General features: G+C 45.0%; 3 protein-coding genes. 2 read left to right on the plus strand and 1 reads right to left on the minus strand.

The window, feature by feature from the left end:
* Together B3182_RS02185 and B3182_RS02190 are read left to right on the plus strand one after the other, a co-directional pair.
* The coding region (locus tag B3182_RS02185) for a zinc-dependent alcohol dehydrogenase family protein (protein ID WP_292751370.1) at nt 1-651 on the plus strand (651 nt) is incomplete at its 5' end.
* 24 nt (nt 652-675) lie between these two features.
* The gene (locus tag B3182_RS02190; RefSeq protein WP_292354145.1) at nt 676-2,616 is read left to right on the plus strand and encodes an SMP-30/gluconolactonase/LRE family protein; all 1,941 of its coding nucleotides are present in this window, start codon (nt 676-678) and stop codon (nt 2,614-2,616) included.
* A 350-nt stretch (nt 2,617-2,966) separates the two neighbouring features.
* Here the strand turns inward: B3182_RS02190 and B3182_RS02195 are convergent.
* Nucleotides 2,967-3,615 (minus strand): serine/threonine protein kinase (locus B3182_RS02195; protein ID WP_292751373.1); only part of this gene is annotated, 649 nt, incomplete at its 5' end.

Raw genomic sequence — 3,615 nt, forward strand, 5'->3', positions numbered from 1 at the left:
AGTATTTCTGACGATGAGGCAGCAGCTGTGTGGATGCAATATCTCACCGCATGGGGTGCATTGGTTGATATTGGGCAGTTAACCCAAGGACAGACATTACTGATTCCAGCGGCATCGAGCAGTGTCGGTCTGGCCGCCATTCAGATAGCGAATCATGTTGGTGCCCTTCCAGTAGCAATCACCCGCACAGCGGCTAAAAAGGCCTTGTTGCTTGAACATGGCGCCAAACATGTTATTGTCAGTGACTCCCAGCAAATAACCGAACAGGTCCAGCTGATTACGGGTGGTAAAGGTGCGGATATGGTGTTTGATCCTGTCGCCGGGCCTGCATTAAATGAATTAGCCAACGCCTGTGGACGATTCGCACAAATTTTCGTCTACGGTGCGTTAAGCACTGACGCAACACCTTTTCCATTATTTACTGCTCTGGCAAAAGGCCTCACCTTCCGTGGTTATACCCTGTTTGAAATCAGCCAGGATGCCGAACGTTTACAACGCGGTGTGGAATTTATCGAAAAAGGCTTAGCGGCTGGCCACCTCAAACCGGTTATTGCCAAAACCTATTTATTGGATGACATTGTTGCTGCACATCAGTACATGGAATCCAACCAACAAATTGGCAAAATCATTGTCACCACATCAAAAACCTAATGCTTTTCACAATGGAGGAATCCTATGAAGTTTAACCTCAAGACTCTAAGTGCCTTAACCCTTGCTTCGCTTGGTTTAATTAGCACTGCTAGCTTCGCCGATGCAGCTGATGTCGAAAAAAACCTGCATAAACTCAATGTACCTGATGGCTTTAAAGTTGAAGTTTATGCAGAAGTGCCTGGCGCACGGCAAATGGCACTGGGCCAGTCCACCGGTACCGTGTTTGTCGGTACCCGTGGCCAAAAAGCTTATGCAGTAGTGGATCGTAATAAAGATCGTAAAGCCGATGAAGTGGTCACTATTCTTGACGACCTTAAAGTGGGTAACGGTGTCGCCATGTATCAGGGCAACTTATATGTTGCCGAACAAAACCGTATTGCCCGCTATGCAGCGCCCGGCTTTGATCTGAGCCTACCCTTTAAAGAAATGCGCGAAGTGATTTATGAAGATCTGCCTGATAAAGCGCATCATGGCTGGCGTTATATTGACTTTGGACCCGATGGCAAACTCTATGTCACCGTCGGCGCTCCATGTAATATTTGCGACGTAAAAGGTCAGGAAGCCACCATTATCCGGATGAATCCAGATGGCAGTGATGTTGAAATCTATGCTGAAGGTATTCGTAATTCTGTCGGTATGGATTTCCAACCGGACACCGGAACATTGTATTTCACCGATAACAACACCGATATGATGGGTGATGACATTCCACCGGGTGAATTAAACGCTGCACCTGAAAAAGGCATGCACTTTGGCTTCCCCTACTATGCCGGCGGTAAAGAACGTCATGAAGACTGGGCCGATAAAACACCGCCTAAAGACGTTACTTATCCCGTTGTCGAATTTCAAGCACACGCCGCCGCACTAGGCATGAAGTTTTATACCGGCAACATGTTCCCGGAAGATTTCAAAGGTGATGTCATCATTGCCCAGCATGGTTCATGGAACCGCACAGAACCGGTTGGCTATCAGTTAATGCGTGTCACGTTTGATGAAAACAATGAAGTCAGTGGTCATGAAACCTTTATTGATGGCTGGTTAAAGGATGGTGAAGCGTGGGGACGTCCAACTGACGTCTTGCAATTACCTGATGGTTCGGTGCTGGTCTCTGATGATTTTAATGGTGTGATTTACCGCGTCAGTTACGGTGAACAACAGAGTGATGCTCAAACCACCAGCACAAGTCATGGCAACAACACGATAGAAGATCTGATGATGCCGGAATCAGCTATCGCCCATCCGGATGGACGGGTATTTGTCACTGAAATCGGTGAGTTTGGTAAAAAAGGTGATGGTAAAGTCACTGTTGTGAACACCGATGGCAGCACTGAAACGTTAGTTGATGGCCTGAACGATCCAAAAGGCATCGATATGTTTAACAACACCTTATACGTTGCCGATGTCGATCAATTGGTGAAAATCAGTCTGGATGGCAAAAGCGAAGTGATGGTTAAATCAGCTGACTTTCCAGGTAAACCAGTGTTTCTCAATGATGTCGAAATCGATGGTCATGGCAATATCTATGTGTCCGACAGTGGTGATGATAACGGCAAAGATGCCGGTATTTATCGAGTTACAGCCAAAGGCAAGGTAACTGAAATCATCAACCAGAATTCCGGTATCAAACGTCCCAATGGTTTGTTAATGGATGGCTATAACAAGATGCTGGTAGCTGATTTTGGCACTGGTGATTTGTTCCAGCTGGATATTGACTCCGCTAAAGCCACCAAAGTAAACACTGGTTTTGGGGGTGCAGACGGTCTGGTTCGGGATACTGATGGATTTTTATATATCAGTGACTGGAATAACGGCAAGGTATGGCAGTTAAATGAAGCTAAAGCTACGCCACAACTAATCACCGACGAGTATGAAGCCGCAGCCGATATTGCTTTATCAGCCGATGGCAAACATATTCTGATGCCCGATATGAAAGCCGGAAAACTGTATTTCCTGCCGATTAAATAAGTCGATTTAAAATCTCTCAAAAAGCCGGGACTTGTCCCGGCTTTTTGGTTTTTACTAATATGGATTGTTAACGTATTAAACAGGAATAAATCCTTCAGCTTGAATTCAGATTTGTCTGCTAATTTTTCCCACACTGTTAGATTGGTTGTTGTGGGGTGATATATGTTCAACAAACGCAGTATTAAACAATTTCTCATCATCAGTTTTCATTGTTTATTAGCATTACTGCTTCTGATACAAATGAGTTTTCAATGGTTGTTTCCCATCACTAAAATCAAGCGAAGTCTGAAATCTCACCTAGTAGACCCCTCTTTACTTTGTGACCGATCAGAAATGAAGATCTGACACCATCAACCCAATAGTTGGTACAGCAATAGTAGATTAAATAACAAACTTAATACTGCTAACGTTTGCCAGAATCGCACAGGATGACGTTCAATCAATGGCACAAATTCAGTTTGTAAAAATGCCGGGTTGGGTTTTAGCAGATCCGTCTGCAGTTCGGATAAGGCTTCATAGCGTCGTTGTGGATTAAGCTGTACGGACTTTTCTATCGCTTTATCAACCCACACAGGAATATCGTTTGTCACTAGCGTCAGAGATTTATAATTCAGGCGGCTCAATTGCTGACGATTTATGTGTTTTTCGAAACGCTTTCCGTAAGGTAACTGTCCGCTCAGCAATTGGTAAATAATCGAGCCCAAAGAAAACTGATCAGCCTGCACTCCCGCCTGTTCTCCCAGTAGATATTCAGGCGCGGTAAATTCTTTGGTTCCCAGCAGTTTTTTGCGTTCTATCGGCGATGCCACATCCGCGATACCAGCTATTCGGGTGGAACCAAAATCAATAATTTTCACCACACCTTCATCACTAAGCAGGACATTACCGGGCTTAAGATCTTGATGCAGCATATCCAGTCGGTGAAATGCCCGAAGTCCTGAGATCAGTTGTGGGAGTATCTGTCTGACTTCACTCAGACTAAGTGGCCCTTCATCGGGG

This window comes from Methylophaga sp. UBA4204, from assembly GCF_002379485.1.
Classification (GTDB): Bacteria; Pseudomonadota; Gammaproteobacteria; order Nitrosococcales; family Methylophagaceae; genus Methylophaga.

Excerpts from the sequence above, each read along its gene's own strand:
- B3182_RS02190 (WP_292354145.1), top strand. The coding sequence starts at position 676 with ATGAAGTTTAACCTCAAGACTCTAAGTGCCTTAACCCTTGCTTCGCTT.